Below are 20,966 nucleotides of genomic sequence, written 5' to 3' on the forward strand. Positions count from 1 at the left end.
GCCCTACCTCGCGTCGTGGAAGATAATGCCGGCCGTATGCCGCTGCCCCGAACGCAAGCGGCTCACGCCGTGTCGCAAATTCACCCGGTAATATCCCTTGGTGCCCTGCACCGGCCGGTTGCGCACGGCGAAGATCACCGCATCGCCGCGCTTGAGCGGCACCACCTCTGCGCGGCTTTGCATGCGCGGGCGCTGTTCGGTGAGCACGAACTCGCCGCCGGTGAAATCCTCGCCGGGCTCGGACAAAAGGATCGCCACCTGCAGCGGAAAGGCGAGCTCGCCATAGAGGTCCTGGTGCAGGCAGTTGAAGTCGCCGGGGCCGTATTGCAGCAGAAGCGGCGTCGGCTTCACCTGGCCCTCGTCGTGGCAGCGTTTCAGGAAGGCGGCGTGCTCGGCCGGATAGCGCTGGGCAACACCCATCTTCTCGTTCCAGTCATTGGCGACCGTGGCGAGTCGCGGATAGAGCGTGGTGCGCAGGCCCTCGATCAGGTCCGGCAGCGGATATTTGAAATACCGATATTCGCCCTTGCCGAAGCCGTGGCGCGCCATCACGACATGGCTCCGGAAATGCTCTTCATGCGGGTAGAGCGCGGCGATGTCGGAGCATTCTTCCGCCGACAGCAGGCCTGGCATGACCGCGCAGCCATGGGCGTTCAGGTCAGAGACCAGCGCGCGCCAATCTTGTGCTGCGACCCGGGATTCGGCGGAGCGGCCGGCGCGCCTGGTGTTGAGGGAATGGATGGTCATGAGTGTGCCTCCTTGCTTGCCGTCAAAGTGGGGCGAAGGATGTGCATCGGCCACCCGATTCCTGCGGTGGTGGGCGCCGGCTTTCCCTTCTCCCCTTGTGGGAGAAGGTGGCCTCGCGAAGCGAGGTCGGATGAGGGGGTGCTGGAAGAAACGAGGCGGCGGCGATTTCAACCTTATCCGCCAAGCTGGAATACCCCTCATCCGTCTCGGCGCTAACGCGCCGATCCACCTTCTCCCACAAGGGGAGAAGGAGAAGGTCTGCGGTACATCTCCAGCTCCGGATCGAAATCCACCTTCACCGCATTGGTGAACACGCAGGTCGCCACCATGATGCCGGCGAAGGCGGTGAGGTTGACGAGCAGCGTCTCGTCGTAGCGCGCCTTGAGCGCGGCCCAGGTATCTTCAGGGACGGCATTGGCATCGGCGGCGATTGCCATGCCGAAGGAAATCAGCATCGTCTCGTCGGCGGTCGGTTCGATCGCTTCGGGGTCGAGCCCGTTCTCGATTAATGCGCGGCGAAAGAAGGTCACGGGAATCTCGGCGCGCATCGTCTCGGCTATTGCTTTCGACAACAGCCATATGGCGCGGTCGTCGAGCGTGGGCTTGAGAAGGTCGCGCAGCGTGAACCATTCGGCGTAGATGCGGTGGGCGGCCGGCGAGTGGAGCAGGATGCGCTTCATGTTGGTCATGCGGCCGCGCACTGCGAGCTCTCGGTCGTGCTCGGCGCGGATGTCGTCCGAGGCGGTCGCGTAGTCGATCGGCGAAAGATGCGCCATTGCGCTCACCCCAGCGTGGAACGAAGCGCCGGCGCGCCGCGCAGCGTGTTGGAGACGGTGCAGATGTCCTCGGCGTCCGCCATGATCCGCGCTTTCATCGCGTCATCAAGGTCGCCGGCGATCTCCAGTTTGACGATGAATGTCTCGACCCGCGAGGGCTCGTCCTTCGCCTTCTCGCCGCTCACATCCGCCCTCACCTCGCCCAGCCGGTCGGCGACGCCGAGGCGGGTGGCGGCGATGCGGGCGCTGAGCACCATGCAGGCGGCTAAAGAAGCATGGAGCAGGTCAAGCGGGCTGAAGCCGGGAGCGCTGACCTGCGTGATGACATCGATCGTACCGCCGGTCGGCGTCGTGACCGTCGGCAGGCTACCCGGTGGCAGGACGGCGAGCGCGCCGACGTTGCGGGTTCTGACTTTCAAGTCTGCCATCGTGTCGTCTCCAGTTTGGAGGCATTGATAGCGGACGGGAATTCACTGAGGCAATCGCCGAGGCAGGCTGTGGGCGATTGGCGTTTCCTCGCCCCCATGAAATGGGGGAGAGGTGGCTCGGCGAAGCCGAGACGGAGAGGGGAGCGCCCTGCGAAGCCCCCTCTCCGTCCGCTGCGCGGCCACCTCTCCCCGCCTTTGGGCGGGGCGAGGAACCCAAGTTCTGAGAGGCTACTTCGTCAGATCCAGCGCCGCCGTCAGATCGCCCATCGGCGGCTGGTCGTGGTTGCGCAGCGCCTTGTCGCGGGCGACGATGCCAGGCAGCACAGGCAGGTCGTAGCGGGCGGTGATGAAACGCAGGATCGAGGTCGTGTCGTACTGCGTGTGATCGATCATCCCCATCTTCGCATAGGGCGAGATGATGAAGGCCGGGATGCGGTTGCCCGGGCCCCAGCGATCGGCTTTCGGCGGCGCGACGTGATCCCAGAAGCCGCCATTCTCGTCATAGGTGACGACGACCAGCATATGGGCCCATTGCGGGCTCTTCTCCAGATGCGCGACGAGGTCGGCCAGGTGCTGGTCGCCGGAGGTCACGTCGGCATAGCCGGGATGTTCGTTGAGGTTGCCCTGCGGCTTGTAGAAAGAGACCGCCGGCAGCTTGCCGTCGTCGATCGCCTTGATGAACTCGGTGCCGCCGAGGCCGCCGTCCTTGAGGTGCTCGGCCCGCGCGGCCGTGCCTGGCGCATAGGCCGCGAAATAGTTGAAGGGCTGGTGGTGGAACTGGAAGTTCGGCACGGGCGTCGCGTTCTTGCCGTCGAGCGCCGCTTGCCAGGCGCCCGAATACCACGCCCAGGAAATGCCCTTGAGCGACAGCAGATCGCCGATGGTGATCTCGTGCTGCGGCGGCAGGGTGGTCGGCTGCGCCGGATCGGCCAGCGCCTTGTCGCCGCCTTCGGCCGGCTTGTTGGCGCTTGGCTGGTAAGGCGGCTGCATGGTGTTGACGGCGTAGAAGTCGGGCGTGATGGCGCCGTCATTGGCGAATTTCGGCACGCCGCCCAGCGCCGAGGGCGGCGAGTTGTCGGCCGGCTTCAGCGTCACGCCATCCGGCTCGACGACGGCGATCTGGGCCTTCACCGGGCTGGTGTCGGCATTCGGATAGTAAGGCACGCAGGCGCAGGCCAGCATGAAGTGATTGAGGAAGGAGCCGCCGAAGGCGCCCTGGAAGAAATTGTCGGCGAGCACATATTTTTTGGCGATCGCCCACATCGGCAGGATCGAGCCGTCATAGTGGCCCATCACCAGCGCGCCGGAATCGGCCCAGGCGACGAACTTGTCGTTCCGGCCGCCGTCGATCTGCATTTGCTCCTGGTAGAAACGGTGCCACAGATCATGGGTGATGACGCCGGTATTCTCGTTGAAGCCTTTGGGATCGTCGATGGCGAATGTCGCATTGGGCAGATGCGCGCTCTGCGCCTCCGTCACCGCCGGCGTGACGCCCTTGCCGGTCAGTCCGCCCCAGGCCGGCGGCAGTTCGGAAAGCGGCTTGCCGTCGCGGTCGAGCTGGCGCGCCTGGTCGGGCGAAACGTTGGCCAGGCCGTTGGCGCCGGGGAAGCCGCCATAAAGGTTATCGAAGCTGCGGTTCTCGGCGTAGATGACGACGACGGTGTCGATCTTGTCGTAACCGGGAGGCGCTGCTTGGGCAGCGGCAGAGAGCGATGCCAGCGCCGTGGAGGCGAGGCAAAGGGAGAGAAAGGACCGGATCATCAGGAAATGCCTCGTGGCTTGGGGATGGCTGGAGGACGGCAATGCAGGAACGCAACTGCATCAATGCCCAGCTACTTCGACGCCTTGTCACCTTTGTGACAGTTCCGGCCCGGCCGAACACGGTTTCGTGAGCGGGAAGACCGGTCATCAATCCGTTGCACTCGATCCTTACGCCGCCAAAGAAACCGGGCGAAGAAATCAGGGATGTCGCCGAAGACGATGGGACGTCGGAAAAATCACGCAATCGCCATTGCAGCGGCCACGATCGTCGCCTCCACCGCGCCCGCCAACACCGAGGAGCGATCCGGTGTCCATCCCGGCCCGATGACGCGCCAGGAAGCCTTCGCCCGCGCCGAGGCGCTGACGGCGCTCGGCAGGCAGATGTTCTTCGACCCTTCGCTCTCGGCCTCGGGCAAGCAGGCCTGCTCATCCTGCCACGATCCCAACCACGCTTTCGGGCCGGCCTCGGCGGCGCCGGTCGAAATGGGCGGAGCCAATCTTGATCAGCCCGGCGTTCGCGCCGTGCCGTCGCTGCGCTACCTGCAGGCGGCGCCCGCCTTCACCGAGCATTTCTACGACTCCGAGGACGAAGGCGACGAAAGCGTCGACAACGGCCCGACCGGCGGCCTGACCTGGGACGGCCGCGCCGACCACGGCAAGGACCAGGCAAGCATCCCGCTGCTGTCGCCCTTCGAGATGGGCAACAAGGACGCGGCCCAGGTGGTCGCCAGCCTGCGCAACGCGCCTTATGCCGGCGCCTTCAAGGCGGCCTTTGGCGCCGATGTCTTCGACCATCCGCAAGACGCCTTCGACGCCGCTGTGGAAGCGCTCGGCACCTTCGAGCAGAGCAGCGCCGATTTTTATCCCTATTCCAGCCGCTATGACGCCTTCCTCGCCGGCAAGGCGCAGCTTTCCGCGCAGGAATTGCGGGGCCGGATCCTGTTCGAGGACGCAGCGAAGGGCAATTGCGCGAGCTGCCATTTGAGCGAACCCGCCAATGACGGTGAGCCGCCGCAATTCACCGATTACGGCCTGATCGCGATCGCCGTGCCGCGCAACCCGGCGATTGCGGCCAACGCCGATCCCAATTATGTCGACCTCGGCCTGTGCGGTCCGCTGCGCACCGATCTCAAGGACCGCGCCGAATATTGCGGCCTGTTCAAGACGCCGACGCTGCGCAACGTTGCCTTGCGGAAAAGCTTCTTCCACAACGGCTATTTTCACACGCTGCGCGACGCGGTCGCCTTCTACGCCAGCCGCGATACGGATCCCGGGCGCTGGTATCCGAAGAAGACGAACGGCACGGTCGACAAATTCGACGATCTGCCAAAGGCTTACTGGGGAAACCTCAACACAGACCCGCCCTTCGACAGCAAAAAGCCCGGCGACAAGCCGGCGCTGACCGACGCCGAGATCGACGACATCGTCGCCTTCCTCGACACGCTGACCGACGCCGACCAGGCCGGGCAGCAGGACAAGCCGCCAAGGCAAATCGTCAGAAGCAAGTGACCCGCTTCCAGTTGGAGCGGACTGCTATCCACCGTAAATGTGTGCCAATGTGAGCCACGTCATAGGAACGCCAAGTCGCGCCTGCTATATTGCCCGTCTCTTCACAGATGGAGTCTCCTATGAGGTTCGTCGCGGTGCAGGAGCCGCCGGGGAGCAGCTGGGCGGTGTTCGATGCGGGCAACGGCGCGCCGGCCGAATATGCCGGCCGGGTGCTCATCGGCCTGACATCGCGTGAGGCCCGCTGGTTCGCCGCCGTGGGCAACGACCATGCCGCCTGGCCGCGGTCCAGCCGACCGGCGCTACACCTGCGGCTGGTCAGCGGAGACGGTTGCTTGCCGATCCGGGAAAGGCAAAACCAGGCAGACAGTTAAGAAGGCGCGCTGCCGGATTGATTCAAGGCGGCGCGCCCTTGATTGCTGGCTCTCATTGCACCGGCGCGTAGCGACTCACGAGCATGCCGCAGGCATAGGGCTTCGAGCCGAGGAGCTTCAGCCTGCTAAAACCGCCCTTGTCGACTATGCGGCGGCCACTGCCCAGAACGGCCGGATTGATGAAGAGCTGGAACTCGTCGACAAGGCCGGCGGCGATCAGCGCCGAGGCGAAGCCGGCGCCGCCGAACACGGCGATGTCGCCGTCCTCGCCTTGCTTCAGCGCGTTGACCTCACGCGGCAGATCGCCGCTCACGATGCGCGTTCGTTCCCAGCGCGAGGCCCCGAGCTTATCGCTCGCCACCACCTTTTCGGCCTCGACGATGCGCTGGGCGAAGGCAAAGAAACGATCCCTCGGATATTTGCTCGCCGCGTTGCCCCAGTGGGTCAGATAGCCCTCCTCAGCCATCTTGCGGCTCAACAGGATGGTGTCGATGGTCTCGAAAATGGCGTTGAAGTCCCGCTTGAGCTCCTCGTCCCAGGCGCTGTCGTCGCCCCATTCCCAAAGCTGCCAGCGATGACCTTCATCGGCGCCGACAAAACCGTCTACCGACATCTGCATCTGCAGGATGAGCTTTTTCATGTCCGGTCTCCTTCGTCAGGAATTGCTGCCTGTGAAGGCTCGGGCCGCGGCGGGCGAACGGGCGAAAGCCTGCGCCCAGGCTTCGAAGCTGGTCGGGGTGGCATTTTCGCCTGAGGGTGCTTCCAGCGCCCAGCGCTCGCCTCTGTTGAAGCTTGCCGCCGTCTCGCCCAGCGCATCGGCAAAACTCGCCGACATGCCATTGGCGACCATACCGGCCCGCGCATCGGCGAACGGCGCTTCATGGTAGGCGACATCCTTGCCGATCGCCCTGCCCAGGATCGTGGTGGCCTGTTCGAGCGTGTAGGAGCCACCGCCGTGCAATTCGACAACGCGCTGGATCGGAAAGTGTTCGGCACTCAATAGAGCGGCGGCGCGTTCGCCAACGTCCTTGGCGGCAATCAGCGGCATCGGCAGGTCGCCGCGGAAGGGCGAAGCGAAGACGCCGGACGCCGCCTGCTCGACAAAGCCCATGCCCTTGACGAAATTCTCCATGAAGAAGGAGGCGCGCAGATAGACGAGTTCCTCCAGGCCCAGCGCGGCAAGCCGCTTTTCCATCAGCGCGGCGCCAAGCGAGGTACCCATTCTGAGATGGGCATTGAGGCCGCTGAGCAGCACGATCCGGCGCAGGCCCGCCTTGGCGATGGAGGATGCCAGCCGTGCGCCGACCTCGTCCTCAAAACGATGCAGATCGGGCGCGGTGACATCGAAGGGGATCATCACGTAAGCGCTGTCGGCACCCGAGAAGGCGGCGTCGAGCGCCGCCTGATCGTCGAGTGCGACGCCGAGGCTACGGGCGATGCCGCGCACCTCATGCCCTGCCCCGGTCAGTCTGGCCGAGACCTCGGCGCCCACTTCGCTGGTTGCGCCGACGACCACTATCGTACGCTTGACTTGCCGGTTCATATCGACCTCCTCTCGTCAAATGATTTACTTCTGGAACCATTTGACGCAAAGCAAGAATGATGTCAATAGTAAACTGATTTAAAAATGGAACCATACTGATGTCGACCAAGGAACGATCCGGCTGCCCGATCAGCCTCTCGCTCGAACTGCTCGGCGACCGCTGGACGCTGCTCATCATTCGCGACCTGGCCTTCGCCGGGAAAAGGCATTTTCGCGAATTCCTGCAATCCGACGAAGGCATCTCGTCGCGCACGCTGGCCGAGCGGCTGCAGACGCTGGTCGACGAAGGCATCCTCACCCGCAGCGACGACCCGAGCCACGGGCTGAAGGCGATCTACCGGCTGACCGAGGCCGGCATCGACCTTTTGCCGGTGCTGGCAACGCTCGGCGCCTGGGGCAGCAAATACCGCAAGGCCGACGATAAGCTGGCCCGGGTCGCCAACGATCTGGCGGCCGGCGGTCAGCCGGCGCTTGATCGGATGAAAGAGAGGCTCAGAGCCGAGCACCGGGGATAGGTCTGTTCTGACCTCGGCGATTGGCGTGGTCCGGCTATCCCCTCGCCCGTCAGCGAGCCCGCCCGTGTGGGAGCGGTCCGACCGGCTCTTCGGCCGGCGGCTCGCCCGGCAGCCCCAGTCGCAGCCGCTCCTCCTCGGCGAAGGTCTCGGCCTGCGCGTGAATGTCGAATACTTGCTGCGTCAGCCTGCCGCCGTCGACGACGCGCACGATCCATTGGCCATTGACGGTTTTTACGCGGACACTGTCTGGCTCGCTCGTTACCATATACAGCTCCTGCTCTTCATTCGAAGAACTGCCTATCTCCGACCCACAATACATCTAACGCGTCTGGAATTGCCGAAAAGCGTGGCTTATTGGTCTTTAGTGCAAGAGCACCGCCGTTATTCGATATATTTGCGACGTTTCACGAATAAAAACGAGCATGGCGGCGAAGATATGCCATTGCGCCCAGGTGCAGCCAAATTCGACTTCGATATGGCGTTCGGTCTGCGAGACGATGCAGCAACGGAATTCGAAAGCGTCCGAGCGGTACTGCAGATTTGGGCGGCGCGGCAGTTGGCCGTGGGCGAGCGCGGAAGAATTCGCCGCATGGCGGCGGCCCGGCAGCCTTTGGGGGGTGATACTGGGTTCGGCGGCCGGGCCTGACCGGAGTTTGCGAGGCCGCCGGCTGCCACCAGCATGCGCTTGGGCCCGGCCAAGGACAAGAACGACCTAGGCCCTAGGACCAAAGCTGCAAGGAGGATGGTCGAGACGACAATTGCACTTGGACCGACTGGAAACAGCGTGCCGGACGCCGGCCGCGTCAAAAGCCGAAGAAATGTCGGCCGACGAGATAGCCAAGCGCCGCGACGACCAGCGGAAACAATGCCGGCGCGGCCTTGCCGAACAGCGAGGGGTTCATCTCCTTGGCAGGAGCGCTGGGTTTGGCATTGCCGAGGTTCTTGGTCATGGGCTCATTACCGGTTGGGGCCAGGTGCGTCGATTTTCAGGTGATGCCGGCCTGCAAACGGCAGTTCCCCGCGCTTCCGGTGCTTCAATTCCGGACGTGACACACTTTTCCTGGAATTGCTCCAGCTGCCGGCTGAGCCATTAAATTAGAGATCGCTTATTAAGTTTCCGGCAAGCCCAGCACTACAATTCGCGGCAATTTATTCCGATTGCTGGGTACGCTCGGCAAGCGCGAAGGCCTGAAGGTTGCGCGATTTGCCGGGATCCTGGTCGGCGTTAGCGATAATGGCGTGGAAGGCCGCGCGGGCAATATCCCTCTTCTTGGCGTCCGGGTGCCGTTTTCGCACCGCCTTGAGCAGGTCTTTCGGTTTCATATCGGGGGTGACGACGCGCACTAGCGTATCGCCTATGGCCTGCAATTCGCTGGCATCCATAATGATGAACCCTGCTTTAGCGCATCCAGCTTGGCATATAGCGGTGAGAGCACGTCATTTTTATGATGCGCCCTCGCGGACTCGGAGCCGCGTCTCCAAGAAGTTCGTGGCGAAGCGTCAGCCTTGACGCCGGTGAGGCGCGGGAACCCCGGCGTTGTCGCCGAGTTTAGATCCCGAGGCGAATTGCCATGGAAGACAAACCGCCAGCCGAGAAGCCGGGAAGGACCCTCGTCACGGTGCTGGCAATCTGCGTTCTCATCATCGCCCTGTTTTTTATCGGCTTCAAATTTTCGGGACCTGACCAGGGCGCTCTGATTGTGCCCGGGGCAGTACAGCAAGGCAGCAAGTGAATGGCTGGCAAGCACCAGGGCCCGACCAAGCTGGGCAAGCGCCTGGCAATCCCCGACGATTTCGCGCGGCTGCGAGGCCAGTGAGGACGGGCTGACTGCTCTGTGCCGCACCGAGCTCGCCCCCGCCCGCCTAGCGGGGTGACTTTTTTGGGGCAATCGTCGCGAATATGGCGGCAAGCCGAGTACCGCCGCCGGCATTTTTGCCGGATCGGCGACGCCCGGGCGCTTGCCGAGCAGATCTTCCGCTCCTCGATCTCGATTGGGAGGCCCGCCGCAGGCTTCGCGGCGACGCTAAGGGCTCCAGTTGCTGGAAGGTCAAGCTCGATCGAAGGCTGGAGCCGCAAATTCCGCAAGATGGATCGTAGTGGCCCCGGCCGCGTTCATCCGCGGGGGATGCAACCAGCCGTTTCATCGAGCAGAGGCCGCGTCATGCTCATCCAACCCATCGATTATTTCCTCGTTGCCTGGTTCGTGCTCGCGGCCGCTTCGACGCTCTATGTCGGCTTCGACCAATACCGCAACAATCCCGAGCCGGTGGTGATGAAATGGGGCTTCATCCTGGTGACGCTCTATATGGGCCCGCTCGGCCTGCTGCTTTATGTGCTGGCCGACAAGGAACCGCGCGCCGGCGAGCATGAGGCCTTCACAAAGCCCCTTTGGAAGCAGGGCGTCGGCTCGGCCATCCATTGTGTCGCCGGCGACGCCACCGGGATCATCCTTGCCGCGGTCGTCACCGCCACCCTCGGCCTGCCGATGTGGCTCGACCTCATCGTCGAATATCTCGCCGGCTTTGCCTTCGGCCTGTTCATCTTCCAATCGCTGTTCATGAAATCGATGATGGGCGGCAGCTATTGGGAGAATGTGAAGAAGAGCTTCCTACCCGAGTTCATCTCCATGAACTTCATGATGGCCGGCATGGCGCCGGTCATGAGCTTCCTGATGATGGGCCGCGACATGCGGGCTATGGAGCCCACCGAACTTCTGTTCTGGGGCGTGATGTCGCTGGGCGTCATCGCCGGCTTCACGCTGGCCTATCCCGCCAATGTCTGGCTGGTCGCGCGCGGCCTCAAGCACGGGCTGATGACCGAGCGCCCGCAACCGGCCGAAGCGAGCGGGCACGGCCATGCCCGGCAGGGCTACGAACCGGCGGGCGAACAGCGCGCCGCTGGCCATCACATGCGCTCGGATGCGACCACACCGCAAATCGCGGCACTCGGTACGGTGTCTGCGCTCGCCCTGACGATCGGCATGGCGGCGCCTGCGAACTGGCTGAACCTCAGGCTCTCGGCCCGCGACGTCGGCGGAGTGATCATGCCCCAGGGCATGATCATGGACCGTGACACGCCGGCCGATGCCATGCGCGACATGGCGGCGGCCGATCCTCGACTCGTGCGCGCGTCTTACGGTCTGGCTGCGAAGGGCGACCAAGACCTGCCGTTCCGCATGGAAAACGGCGTGAAGGTGTTCGAGCTGAGGCCGTCGGTGATCCGCTGGCACATCCTGCCGGACGTGACGGTCGACGCTTATGCCTATAACGGCCAGATTCCGGGCCCGCGCATCCATATCCGTCAGGGCGACCGGGTGCGCATCAATCTCACCAACGCCTTGCCGGAGGAAACAACGGTGCACTGGCATGGCCTGATCCTGCCCAACCAGATGGACGGGCCGGCCGAGATCACCCAGCCGCCGATCGAGCCCGGACAGACCTATTCCTACGAGTTTACCACCACCCAGCACGGAACCTACTTCTATCATCCGCACGCCAAGCCCGACCGCACCCAGGCACTCGGCCTCTATGGCGCGTTGATCATCGATCCCGCCAATCCCGCCGACGAGGTCGCCGCCGACCACGACTATGTCATCGAGCTGCAGGAATGGCTGGTCCGCGAAGGCCTGACCTATCCTTCGATGCCGATGGATGGCGGCATGCCGAACTTCTTCACCATCAACGGCAAGGCCTATCCGTCGACAGATACGATCCATATGAAGGTCGGCGAGACGCTAAAGGTCCGCTTCATCGGCACCAACAACGGCTTCATACACCCGATGCACATCCATGGCGGCCCGTTCGAAGTGGTCGCCCGCGACGGCGAGACGATTCCCGCCGCCGCACGTTTTCTCGCCGATACGGTCAATGTCGGCCCGGGCCAGCGATATGATGTCGTCTGGACAGCGAGGCGTCCGGGCAAGTGGCTGATTCACTGCCACATCCCGCATCACACCACGAATAACAATGCCGAGGAGAAGGGCGGCGGCGGTCTGATGGTCGTCATCGACGTACGCTGATAAAGACCGGACCGTCGGTCCGCCACATTTGGGGACCGAACCGAGCACCGAAAAGCTTCTGCCGACAAACAGCCGAGCTTCGCGGTTCATCGGCGCAAAAGCGTCGGCGCGGCACTGCGAGCGGCCGGCGCGCAATGGAACATTCCGCCGCTGCCGGAGTTTCATGTTCTCTGTCGCGGGCTGGCCAGCTCCGTTGGTCAGGGTCGGCGCCAGGTAGTTGAAGGTGTCGCCATGACCCACTATCCGCACAGCACCGCAAGCATCGGCGGCCATCCGATCCATCCGATGCTGATCCCTTTTCCTATCGCGTTTTTCGTCGGAACCTTGTTCTGCGACCTGATCTTCTGGCGAACCGGCAACCTGGGTTGGGTAAGTGGCTCGCTCTGGCTTCTCGGGGCCGGCCTGATCATGGCGGCCCTGGCCGCTGTTGCCGGCCTGACGGATGTGTTGGGCGATGACCAGATCCGCAATCTTCAGGATGCATGGCTTCACGCCGGCGGCAATGTGCTGGTCGTTCTCATACAGCTCTACAATTGGTATTCGCGCTATGCCCATGGCGATGCAGCCGTAATTCCGGTCGGCCTCGCGCTGTCCCTGCTCGTGGTTCTCATCCTTCTGTTTACCGGATGGAAGGGCTGGGAGATGGTCTATCGCCACCACGTCGGTGTCGCCGACAGCCCTGACGAACGGCGCTGACGTTTCCGGCTTTGTCGCTGCTCGGTCGGCACCAACTCCAGGCACGGTAACGGCAAGGCTGTGACAGTCGGTTGGCGTTCAGATCGCCCGCAGTCAGCGGATGGCTTTTTAGGGCGATCCCCGCAATAGGGAGACCGCGCCGGCCGCCGACACTCCCCACAACCTGGTCCAAAGGTTTTGCGACCAGCTTGTTCCGCGATTCTTCAGACCGTCGCATTTTGACCCCAATCGGCCTCTAGCCGGCTGGAGATGCTGCGGTTCCAGGCTTCACGTTTTCTTGACAGAGGCCGGAAAAACGGGCAGCAAAGCGGGTGAGGAAGAGCATTTTTACCGTGGCATAGACCGTGGAGGGCTCTTTTTTCGTATGGACCATCGCCAAATCGGCGATTGGTGGAGGGATTGGTTAACCAACTTTGTCCATCTTTTGAATCAATCGGCAACAGACGCGTGAAGGTGCAGGGGGCACCAGCGAACTGTGATCGTGACGGGTGCCAGGTCCGCAAACCGGCATGCCGATTGAGAGTGGTCGTATGGCGTTTTTGCGTTTGAAGAACCGGGGTGACGCTCCTCAAGGGGGGGTAACTTCGAAAAAGTCTGGTCATCGTTGGGTCGTGGTGCCTGCTGTCGGCGCCGCCCTCGTGCTGTGGTCCGCCGCCACCTTGGCGGGGCTCCATTCGGTGAGCGCCTCGCTGACCGCCGCTTCCAACGGATTGCCGCAAGGTCTGCTTTCGCCGCGCAACATCGCGCTTGGCGACCAGCGCCGGCAGATCGCCAACGCCTGGGCGCCGCACCTTGGCGTCCATGACGGCCACAAGGCAGGCTCGCTCACCGGCGGCTGCGACTCCGGCTGCTTCAGCCTCGCGACAAACTTCAGACATGGCGGCCAAGCTCTTGAAAAATTGAAGAAAGAAGGCCACGCCGGCAAGATGGCGCGCCTCAAGCTGCCGGCGCCCGATAGCGTCGCGCATGAAAACGTCGTGGTGGCTTCGGCCGCCGGGGCCGTCGACCCGTTCGACGGCGTGGTGAAGCGCGCCGCGCTTTCGCCGCAAAAGCTTGCCGATGCCTTTGCCCGCGCCGAGAAGGCGCCGTTCCTGCTGGCCAGCCTGCCTTCGGCGAGCCGCTTTGGCGGCGCGCTGCCAGGCGCCCCGGCGGAAGCCCGCTTCGGCTCGCGGCCGGCCGAAATCGCCGGCGCTTCCGACTTGGCGCTGGCGCTCGCCAACATAGCGCCGGAGGACACGGCCGACCCTCCGACCGCCGTCGCGCTCGAAAACGCCGACGCGCCCGATGTCGCCGCCAAACCGGACAACGGCAAGGACGGCACGTACCAAGTCGCCTCGCTGCCGCCGCAGGACGATCTGCCCGACACCATTGCCGTGCCTGGCCTTCGCCCGCGCGCCACGCTCGAACGGGCTACCGAAGCGCCCGAAGAAAACGCCGCCAGGACACAGAAGCCCGAAACCGCGAAGCCGCCGGTCGCCAGGGCCAAGCCGCAGCCGGCCGCCGCAGATACCGCGCAAAGCGCGCCGACGGCGGTCTCGCCGAGGAACGGCGACCAGGCCCTGCCGGGCGTGACAGGTTCGAAACCGCTCGTGACTGACTCCAAGCCAGGCAAGCGCAAGGCGCAGGCGTCCGAGATGCTCGCCTATGCCAAGCCGGACACGCCGGAGCGCGGCGGACTCGGCAGCGCGTTCCGCAACCTTTTCAACGGACCCTCGACGGGCAATGGCGTTGCCGTCTACGATATTTCGGCGAGGACCGTTTACATGCCCGACGGCTCGAAACTGGAAGCGCATTCAGGACTGGGCTCGATGGTCGACCAGCCGCGCTTCGTGAACCGCAAGAATGTCGGCCCGACGCCGCCCGACACCTACAATCTGTCGATGCGCGAGTCGCGCTTTCACGGCGTCGAGGCAATCAGGCTCACGCCGACCAGCGGCAACAACAAATACGGCCGCAACGGCCTGCTTGCGCACACCTATATGCTGCGCGGCGGCCGTGCGGAATCCAATGGCTGCGTCGTCTTCAAGGACTATCACCGCTTCCTTGCCGCCTACAAAAACGGCAAGATCAAGCGTCTCGTCGTCGTCCCGCGCCTCTCAAGCTCCCCCACCCGGGTCGCCCAGGAAGGCCGCCAGGGTTAAGCCCTATCCGGCCGGCGAGCTTGTCGCCGGCACTTGCCGATCCCCACTTGTCGATCCGAAGGGCTTCGCGCCGACGCGCGCGGATGCTTGGCATGTCGTCGCCGCTTCGAATAGCGACGGGACCGCGACCTCAACCGAGGACGAACAACGACCCTTCCCAGAAGTAGATATGGCGCAGCCCGGGCTTGCGGCAAGCCCCCGGCCATGGCGTATCAACGCTGCTCCGAAAAACGACAACGGAGCATGGAATGCGTATCTTGTTATCGACTTATGGCTCTCGCGGCGACGTCGAGCCTTTGGCGGCGCTGGGTGCGGCGTTGCAGGCGCATGGCGTCGAGGCGAGGGTTAGCGCGCCGGGCGACGAGGAGTTTGGCGCCCTTTTGGCCCGCGCCGGCGTGCCGTTGGCCCCGGCCTTCGCGCCGGTGCGCGAATGGGCGAAGGAAATGATCAACCGGTCGCGATCGGCGTCGCCCGAGGACCGGGCCAGACTCATTTCCGGCCAGGCGGCCGAGATCGTCGCCAGGCAATATGCGGCGCTGAGCGCGGCCGCCGAAGGCTGCGACGCCGTGGTTGCGTTCGGCCTCTTTCCGTCCTGCGCCGCCGCGCGGCTGGTCGCGGAGCAGCGCGGCATGCGCTACATGTTGGGCACGTTCTGCCCTATCTGGCTGCCGTCGCCGCACAACCGGCCGCATGAATATCCGGGCCATCCGCTGCCGGCCGGCGTGACCGACAACCGGCTCTTGTGGGAGATGGACATCCGCACCAAGAACGCCCTCTTCGGCGAGGCGATCAACGGCCATCGCGCATCACTGGGGTTGTCTCCGGTGCAAGATGTCCGGGACTATGTTTACGGCGATAGGGTGCTGCTCGCCTGCGACCCGACGCTGGGACCATGGCCGGGCTCGGACCTGATCGACGCCGTGCAGACCGGCGCCTTCATCCTGCCGGACGAGCGGCCCCTCCCCGACGGGCTCAAAGCCTTCCTCGATGCCGGCCCGCGGCCGGTCTATGTCGGCTTCGGTTCGATCGCGGTCGCCAGGGATGCCGGGGCCGCCGCCATCGATGCGATCCGCGCCAAGGGCCTCCGTACGGTGCTCGCGCATGGCTGGGCAGAATTGGGCCTCATCGACGATCGCGACGACTGTTTTGCCGTCGGCGAGATCAACCAGCAGGCGCTGTTCGGCCGCGTCGCCGCCGTCATCCATCACGGCGGCGCCGGCACGACCGCCGCCGCCGCACAGGCGGGAGCGCCGCAGGTGATCGTGCCGCAGATCGGAGACCAGCCCTATTGGGCACGACGGGCGGCCGAGCTCGGCATCGGGGCCGCGCATGACGGTCCGGTGCCGACGGCGCGGTCATTGTCGGAGGCGTTGGAGACTGCGCTGGCACCCGAGGCCGGCGCCCGGGCGAGCAGTATCGCCGGCAGGATCCGCACCGACGGCGCCGGGGCGGCGGCAAGGTTGCTGATCGAATTGCTGGACCGGACCAGCCGGTGAACTCATTGCGTCGTCAGTTCAGCCAGCGCCCTTTGCAGGGGCGCCGGCGAGACCTGGATCGGGCCTGAGAACGGGCTGTCCATGTCGACGATCAGATAGACCGCCGCGGCGACCAGCGCCCCGGAAACGAGGCAGGTGAAGACGACGGTGCCGTTGCGCGGCGCCCGGAAGCCGAAGCTGGCGAAGATCAGCGTCAGCCAGGCGACGAGCAGAACGATCAGCGGCACGGGTATGGCGCCCTCGGACTGTTCGGCCAGTATCCAGCGCTGCTCGATCAGCTTCTGCAGTTGCTGTGTCGCGGCCTGTTGTGCGGCGGTCTGCCTGGCATCCGCCGGCGTCAATCCCGCCAGGATGTCGCCGACCTGGTTGAGCAGCAGTTCCGCCAGCCTGTTCGGGACGACGGTCGTGTCGCTGTCGGCGGCAGAGGTGTCGACGACGCGCTGGACGTATGCGGTCAGCGATTGCCGGGCGCTGTCGGCTTCCGGTCCGTAATGCCGCAGCGTTCGATCAAGCAGGATGAGATCGGTGGCGAAGGTGTGGACGTTGCCGTTGATGGCCTCGAATGTGTTCTTGGCTGAATTGATCATCAGGCCGAGCATAAGCGACGACATCACCACGAACAGGTTCGCGGCAAGCCGCACCACCGCGCTTGTGTCGTCCTGAAGGTGGTGAGCGGGGAAACGCTCGTGCAGCATCAGGCTGACCAGCGAGGCTCCGGCCAGACAAGCAAAGATCGCTGCTCCTACAAGCACTTCGCCCATGGCTAATATTGCGCACGGGAAAGGAAGCTTGCCAATCGGCTTCGCGAACTCACCATCTAGGGCGAAGCAAGGAGCGTGGCGGCGCAGACCACGGGAGATGACTCCATAGGCATCCACCGCATTGCGAAAACCGCTTCCAATACCGGGCGAAGGCGCTATCTATGGCGCGGGGCGGCTCCCAATCACTCACGAGGCTATCCATGACAATTCGCGCTGTCGTCTGGGGCGAGAACATCCATGAGCGGACCAATGAGGTGGTGGCCTCCATCTATCCGGAAGGCATGCACGCGACCATCGCCAACGCGCTCTCCGCCGACAAGGCAATCTCCGCCTCGACCGCGACGCTGGAGCAGCCGGAGCACGGCCTGCCGCAATCCCGCCTAGCCGAAACCGACGTGCTGGTCTGGTGGGGCCACAAGGACCACGGCGCGGTGGCCGACGAAGTGGTCGAGCGCGTTGCGAAGCGCGTCTTCGAAGGCATGGGGCTGATCGTGCTGCATTCCGGCCATTTCTCGAAGATCTTCAAGCGGCTGATGGGCACGCCCTGCACGCTGAAATGGCGCGAGGCCGGCGAGCGCGAGCGGCTCTGGGTGACGAGCCCCAGCCATCCCATCGCCGAAGGCATCGGCGAGTTCTTCGAGATCGAGAACGAGGAGATGTATGGCGAGCAGTTCGCCGTGCCGGAGCCGCTGGAAACCGTTTTCATCTCCTGGTTCCAAGGCGGCGAGGTGTTCCGCTCGGGCCTGACCTACCGGCGCGGCGCCGGCAATGTCTTCTACTTCCGCCCCGGACACGAAACCTATCCGACCTATCACGACGCTACCGTGCAGAAGGTGCTGCGCAATGCGGTGAAGTGGGCGCACAACCCGCAGGGATCGAAGCCCGCCATCCTCGATGCGCCGAACGTGCCGGTCGAGAAGGCGCTGGAGCCGATCGAGGAGCGCGGGCCCAAGCTGCATGCGCATGGCGAGGCCGGCTTCCGCTAAAAAAACGCCTCTCCGCTTCATTTAAGATTGCACGAAAACAGCGCCCGGGTCACATTCGCCCCGTTATTGAATCGAACCAAATCGCTCAAAGGGACAGAAAATGCGGCTTTTGATACTTGGTACCGGCTGGATGGCGCAGGAACATGCCCGCCGCTTTGGCGCGATCGAGGGCGTCGAGATCGTCGGCGCCGTCGATGTCGATGCGGCCCGCGTCGGCGAATATGCCGACGCCTACAAGATCCCGAAGCGCTTCACCTCGCTGGAGGCGGCGCTCGACTGGGGCGATTTCGACGCGGTCGCCAATGTCACGCCGGACCGCATCCATCATCCGACCACCATGGCGCTGGTCGCAGCCGGCAAGCCGGTTCTGTGCGAGAAGCCGCTGGCGGAAAATTTCGGCAAGGCCAACGAAATGGCCGATGCCGCGGAAGCCGCCGGCATCGTTAACATGGTCAACCTCACCTATCGCAACGTCGCCGCGCTGCAGAAGGCGCGCCAGATGGTGCAGGCCGGCGAGATCGGCATGGTGCGCCATGTCGAGGCGTCCTACCTGCAGAGCTGGCTGGTGTCGAAATTCTGGGGCGACTGGCGCACCGACCCGAAATGGCTGTGGCGGCTGTCGCGCGGCCACGGCTCGAACGGCGTGCTCGGCGATGTCGGCATCCACATCCTCGATTTCGCCAGTTATGGCGCGGCGCTCGATATCGACCATGTCTTCTGCAGGCTGCGCACCTTCGACAAGGCGCCGGGCAACCGCATCGGCGAGTACGAGCTCGACGCCAACGACAGTTTCGCCATGACGCTCGACTTCGCCAACGGCGCCTTCGGCGTGGTGCATGCCAGCCGCTGGGCCACCGGCCACATCAACGAGTTGCGCCTGCGCATCCATGGCGACAAGGGCGCCGTCGAGGTGGTGCACAATCTCGACGGCTCGATGCTGAAGGCCTGCGTCGGCGAAAATGTCGAGAACGCCAAATGGGAACAGCTCGATGCCGGCACGGTGCCGACCAACTACCAGCGCTTCGTCGAGGCGGTGAAGAGCGGCGCGCAGACCGAGCCGACCTTCCGCCACGCGGCGGGCCTGCAGAAGGTGCTGGATCTTGCCGTGGTGTCGGACGAGAAGCGCGCCGAGTTGAGGGCGCACGCGGACACGCAGTGAGGGTTTCGCGATGCAGGAAGCGCTGCGCTCTACGGCGCCCCCCTCTGTCCTGCCGGACATCTCCCCCTCTTGGGGGGGAGATTGGCAGCTTCGCGGGCGGCGCCCTGCCTTAGACTAGGCGCTGACAACTGACGCAAACCGGCCCGACATCGATCTCCCCCCTTGAGGGGGAGATGTCCGGCAGGACAGAGGGGGGCGCTGTCCCGCCAGCCTATCCATTTTCACAAGGAGCGATAAATCGCCACCGCCGCAGCCACCAACGCGGCGTTGCCATCCGCCACGCTTCCGTCCGGCAAACTCTTGCCGTCCTCCAGCCCGACCCGCGTCGACAACTTCCGCGCAGCCGCCCTTTCCACGAACGGCCAAACCGTGGCGTTCTCGCCGTGCAGCAGAATCGAGCGGCGGATGCCGGCGCGATCCAGCACCGTCTCGATGCCGTCCGCCACGGCAAAGGCTTCATCCAGCGCCTGCTCGGAAATCTCGACCAGCACGCGCATCACCCGGCCGCCATGGTCGAGGCCGACCAGACGCTCGGCGTCCTCGACGGACGCCAGGCCGGCTTCGATGCCGATGCCGCGCTGGCGCAGGCTTTCCATGACGACGGGCGCCGCCGTCTCGCTGAGATTGACAGAGGCATAATCGGGCAGCTCGCGCCAGCCGGAAATGGCGACCAGCGTGCGCAGATCGTCCGTCTCGATCCAGGCGCCGGTGGAGACGCCGATCAGCGTGCCCGGACAGGCGCGTCGCAGAGCTGCGACCGTCTTGTCCATCGCCTCCGGCGCAAGGCTCTCCCGACCGTCGGCGCCGCGCGCGTGCACGTGCAGCTCGGCCGCGCCCGCTGCGATCGAGGCTGCGGCGTCGCGCGCCATCGCTTCGGGATCGAGCGGCAATGCGGGGTGGAAGTCGGCGGCTCGGGCGCCGTTGATGCAGGCCTGGACGATCATCTTGCGGCAATCCTGTTTCGGCTGGCCAGAGCCTAGCCCAGGATCGAATTGGTCGGAACCGGAGCGTCGAAATCTCCTGACAGGCCGCGCGCGGTCATATCCCTCTGGCCTATCGGCCAAAGGGATAGACATTCTTCGTGGCGATTGCCGAACTTCGAGAGTCCGTTATGCCGGCACGCGCTTCAGCGCCTGCGCCATGCAGTGGATGCCGCCGCCGGTCTTGGAGATCTCGCTCATGTCGACGGCCGCGACCTCGAAGCCCTGTGCCTTCAGCTTTTCGATCAGCGTCTTGCTCGACGTCGGTGCGATAACCCTATCCTTGCCGAGCGACATGAAGTTGCAACCCAGCGCCATCGTGTCCTGGAAGGGCACGTCGATGATCTCGTGGCCCTTGCCCTTCAGCCAGTCGACGATGCCGGGCTCGGTGCAGGCGAGGCAGACGGCAGTGAGCTTTTCGGCGATCGGCACCACCATCAGGTCGATATGGACGTAATATTCGTCGATGAAGGCGAGCCGCGTCTCCCAGCCTTCCTTGTCGAACCAGGCCTGCACCTGACGCGCGCCCTCTTCCTGCGTGCGGGCACCGCCGCAGCCGATCAGCACCACGCCTTCCTCGATGACGTTGAAATCGCCGCCCTCGAAGGTGCCGGCGGTCACCATGTCGTAGATCGGAATGCCGAGCTTTTCATAGGTGCGGATGGCGGCGTAGTTCTCGCCGCGCCGCCACCAATTGGCCATGGCGGTGATGAAGGCGCCGTAGGGAGTCATCACGCTGGAATCGCGCGAATAGACCTGCATCGGCAGTTCCGGCGTCGGCTCGTGCCAGTGGATGTTGACGCCGAAATGCTCGTAGGCCGCGACAAGGTCCTTGTGCTGCGCCTGCGCGATCTGGATGTTGCAGGGCGCCTCGCGCAGATGTTTTCGCGACAGCGAGCTGGTCGACAGGTGGCGCAGGAAGTTCGGCGAGCCGAGCAGCACGTCGGTCAGCATGTCGGTCTCGTTGGCGAAGCCCCAGGCGGTCAGCGGCTTGGTGCCGCCATTGGGGTTGCGGCGCTGCAGCGAGAACGGCTCGGCGACGATGCGGTCATGGACGGTCATGGTGTTCTCCTCGGGA

Annotated in this window: 22 protein-coding genes; 11 read left to right on the plus strand and 11 right to left on the minus strand. The window is 64.4% G+C overall.

The annotated features are described in order from the left end of the window. Positions 1–3 precede the first annotated feature (3 nt). From FJ419_RS22960 to FJ419_RS22975, 4 genes are all read right to left on the minus strand, one after another. Positions 4–747, minus strand: a complete 744-nt coding sequence (locus FJ419_RS22960) for a 2OG-Fe(II) oxygenase (RefSeq protein WP_140698435.1) — start codon at positions 745–747, stop codon at positions 4–6. A gap of 212 nt (positions 748–959) precedes the next feature. Next, on the minus strand, positions 960–1,523 hold the full coding sequence (locus FJ419_RS22965) for a hypothetical protein (protein ID WP_140698438.1): 564 nt from the start codon (positions 1,521–1,523) through the stop codon (positions 960–962). A gap of 5 nt (positions 1,524–1,528) precedes the next feature. Continuing rightward, positions 1,529–1,951 (minus strand): OsmC family protein, encoded by a 423-nt coding sequence (locus tag FJ419_RS22970; RefSeq protein WP_140698445.1) that lies wholly within the window; start codon positions 1,949–1,951, stop codon positions 1,529–1,531. Between the two features lie 228 nt (positions 1,952–2,179). Continuing rightward, positions 2,180–3,712: an acid phosphatase gene (locus FJ419_RS22975; protein ID WP_140698451.1), complete on the minus strand. Its 1,533-nt coding sequence runs from the start codon at positions 3,710–3,712 to the stop codon at positions 2,180–2,182. A gap of 204 nt (positions 3,713–3,916) precedes the next feature. Between FJ419_RS22975 and FJ419_RS22980 the strand changes: the two genes are divergently transcribed. Both FJ419_RS22980 and FJ419_RS22985 read left to right on the plus strand, forming a co-directional pair. Beyond that, positions 3,917–5,221: a cytochrome c peroxidase gene (locus FJ419_RS22980; protein WP_140698455.1), complete on the plus strand. Its 1,305-nt coding sequence runs from the start codon at positions 3,917–3,919 to the stop codon at positions 5,219–5,221. Between the two features lie 119 nt (positions 5,222–5,340). Next, positions 5,341–5,592, plus strand: a complete 252-nt coding sequence (locus FJ419_RS22985) for a hypothetical protein (protein WP_140698459.1) — start codon at positions 5,341–5,343, stop codon at positions 5,590–5,592. Positions 5,593–5,644: 52 nt separating this feature from the next. Here FJ419_RS22985 and FJ419_RS22990 read toward each other — a convergent pair whose 3' ends face one another. Then, positions 5,645–6,232 (minus strand): dihydrofolate reductase family protein, encoded by a 588-nt coding sequence (locus tag FJ419_RS22990; protein ID WP_140698467.1) that lies wholly within the window; start codon positions 6,230–6,232, stop codon positions 5,645–5,647. Positions 6,233–6,247: 15 nt separating this feature from the next. Then, positions 6,248–7,135: an NmrA family NAD(P)-binding protein gene (locus FJ419_RS22995; protein ID WP_140698472.1), complete on the minus strand. Its 888-nt coding sequence runs from the start codon at positions 7,133–7,135 to the stop codon at positions 6,248–6,250. A gap of 98 nt (positions 7,136–7,233) precedes the next feature. On the opposite strand from FJ419_RS22995, the gene FJ419_RS23000 reads away from it, so the two are divergent. Together FJ419_RS23000 and FJ419_RS23005 are read left to right on the plus strand one after the other, a co-directional pair. Beyond that, positions 7,234–7,650: a helix-turn-helix domain-containing protein gene (locus FJ419_RS23000; RefSeq protein ID WP_140698475.1), complete on the plus strand. Its 417-nt coding sequence runs from the start codon at positions 7,234–7,236 to the stop codon at positions 7,648–7,650. Positions 7,651–7,714: 64 nt separating this feature from the next. After that, on the plus strand, positions 7,715–8,296 hold the full coding sequence (locus FJ419_RS23005; protein WP_140698478.1) for a hypothetical protein: 582 nt from the start codon (positions 7,715–7,717) through the stop codon (positions 8,294–8,296). A 157-nt stretch (positions 8,297–8,453) separates the two neighbouring features. On the opposite strand, the gene FJ419_RS23010 is transcribed toward FJ419_RS23005, so the two are convergent. Both FJ419_RS23010 and FJ419_RS23015 read right to left on the minus strand, forming a co-directional pair. After that, positions 8,454–8,600, minus strand: coding sequence for a hypothetical protein (locus FJ419_RS23010; RefSeq protein ID WP_140698481.1), 147 nt, complete (start codon positions 8,598–8,600; stop codon positions 8,454–8,456). 199 nt (positions 8,601–8,799) lie between these two features. Further along, positions 8,800–9,033 carry a hypothetical protein gene (locus FJ419_RS23015; protein WP_140698484.1) on the minus strand — a complete coding sequence of 78 codons (234 nt, stop codon included), beginning with the start codon at positions 9,031–9,033 and terminating at the stop codon, positions 8,800–8,802. Positions 9,034–9,221: 188 nt separating this feature from the next. On the opposite strand from FJ419_RS23015, the gene FJ419_RS30890 reads away from it, so the two are divergent. The 5 genes from FJ419_RS30890 to FJ419_RS23035 all read left to right on the plus strand — a co-directional run bounded on the left by FJ419_RS30890 (position 9,222) and on the right by FJ419_RS23035 (position 16,002). Further along, complete coding sequence (locus FJ419_RS30890) at positions 9,222–9,383, plus strand: hypothetical protein (protein WP_181170785.1); 162 nt, start codon at positions 9,222–9,224, stop codon at positions 9,381–9,383. Positions 9,384–9,812: 429 nt separating this feature from the next. Then, positions 9,813–11,669: a DUF4396 domain-containing protein gene (locus FJ419_RS23020; protein WP_140698487.1), complete on the plus strand. Its 1,857-nt coding sequence runs from the start codon at positions 9,813–9,815 to the stop codon at positions 11,667–11,669. 231 nt (positions 11,670–11,900) lie between these two features. Beyond that, positions 11,901–12,365: a DUF2231 domain-containing protein gene (locus tag FJ419_RS23025; protein ID WP_140698490.1), complete on the plus strand. Its 465-nt coding sequence runs from the start codon at positions 11,901–11,903 to the stop codon at positions 12,363–12,365. Between the two features lie 611 nt (positions 12,366–12,976). After that, positions 12,977–14,506, plus strand: coding sequence for a tlde1 domain-containing protein (locus FJ419_RS23030; protein WP_246679318.1), 1,530 nt, complete (start codon positions 12,977–12,979; stop codon positions 14,504–14,506). A gap of 248 nt (positions 14,507–14,754) precedes the next feature. Then, positions 14,755–16,002, plus strand: coding sequence for a glycosyltransferase (locus FJ419_RS23035; protein ID WP_140698495.1), 1,248 nt, complete (start codon positions 14,755–14,757; stop codon positions 16,000–16,002). Between the two features lie 2 nt (positions 16,003–16,004). On the opposite strand, the gene FJ419_RS23040 is transcribed toward FJ419_RS23035, so the two are convergent. Further along, positions 16,005–16,763: a DUF4239 domain-containing protein gene (locus FJ419_RS23040; RefSeq protein ID WP_140698498.1), complete on the minus strand. Its 759-nt coding sequence runs from the start codon at positions 16,761–16,763 to the stop codon at positions 16,005–16,007. Positions 16,764–16,963: 200 nt separating this feature from the next. Here FJ419_RS23040 and FJ419_RS23045 point away from each other — a divergent pair, with 200 nt between their 5' ends. Continuing rightward, positions 16,964–17,749: a ThuA domain-containing protein gene (locus FJ419_RS23045; protein ID WP_140698501.1), complete on the plus strand. Its 786-nt coding sequence runs from the start codon at positions 16,964–16,966 to the stop codon at positions 17,747–17,749. A gap of 100 nt (positions 17,750–17,849) precedes the next feature. After that, positions 17,850–18,908: a Gfo/Idh/MocA family oxidoreductase gene (locus tag FJ419_RS23050; protein ID WP_140698504.1), complete on the plus strand. Its 1,059-nt coding sequence runs from the start codon at positions 17,850–17,852 to the stop codon at positions 18,906–18,908. Between the two features lie 221 nt (positions 18,909–19,129). On the opposite strand, the gene FJ419_RS23055 is transcribed toward FJ419_RS23050, so the two are convergent. Further along, positions 19,130–19,852: a 3-keto-5-aminohexanoate cleavage protein gene (locus FJ419_RS23055; RefSeq protein WP_140698507.1), complete on the minus strand. Its 723-nt coding sequence runs from the start codon at positions 19,850–19,852 to the stop codon at positions 19,130–19,132. Between the two features lie 165 nt (positions 19,853–20,017). Further along, entirely contained in the window at positions 20,018–20,950 is a 933-nt protein-coding gene (locus FJ419_RS23060; protein WP_140698510.1) for a dimethylarginine dimethylaminohydrolase family protein, read from the minus strand. Positions 20,951–20,966: the final 16 nt, after the last annotated feature.

The organism is Mesorhizobium sp. B2-6-2 (assembly GCF_006440615.1).
GTDB lineage: Bacteria > Pseudomonadota > Alphaproteobacteria > Rhizobiales > Rhizobiaceae > Mesorhizobium.